We start from the raw sequence: 704 nt of genomic DNA on the forward strand, positions 1-704 counted from the left end.
CCCTCCCCGGGTGGTGACCCGAACGAGCAGCCTCCGTGTTCCCCCGAAATCGGCCGCGCCGTGCCGGATGCGCCCGTAGCCTTCCGGCATGGCCCCGGAAACCGAGAGACACGGTGAAATCGAGGGACACGGCGGCGATCTCGCCGCGGCGGTGGCCCACGCCCACGGTGTCCGGACGATGTTCACCCTGTCCGGCGCACACGTGTTCCCGCTGTACGACGCCGTCGTCAAGGGCGAGTCGCCGATGCGGCTGATCGATGTCCGGCACGAGCAGACCGCGGTGTTCGCCGCGGAGGCCACCGGGAAACTCGAACGCCACCCCGGGCTCGCGGTCCTCACCGCGGGCCCGGGAGTCACGAACGGCATCAGCGCCGTCACCCAGGCGCACTTCTCCGGATCGCCCCTGGTGGTGCTCGGCGGACGCGCACCCAACGCCCGCTGGGGAACGGGCAGCCTGCAGGAACTCGACCAGCCGCCGCTGCTGCACACCGTCACGAAGCTGTCCGAGACCGCGCGCACCGTCGACCGGATCGTCCCGACCGTGGACGCCGCATTCACCGCGGCCGGTTCGTCGCATCGCGGACCGGCGTTCGTCGATTTCCCCATGGACGAACTGTTCGGCCGCACTACGACGAAAATAGCTTCGCCCCAACATGTTCGGCTCGATCCCGACCCCGATTCGCTGGCCGAGATCGCCGTCCTGC

At 69.9% G+C, this 704-nt stretch carries 1 protein-coding gene; it reads left to right on the plus strand.

What is annotated here, in order from left to right; translation table 11 throughout:
* Window positions 1-88: 88 nt before the first annotated feature.
* The coding region (locus I0Q12_RS34420) for a thiamine pyrophosphate-binding protein (protein ID WP_269437723.1) at window positions 89-704 on the plus strand (616 nt) is incomplete at its 3' end.

Source organism: Rhodococcus sp. CX (assembly GCF_015865005.1).
GTDB lineage: Bacteria > Actinomycetota > Actinomycetes > Mycobacteriales > Mycobacteriaceae > Rhodococcus.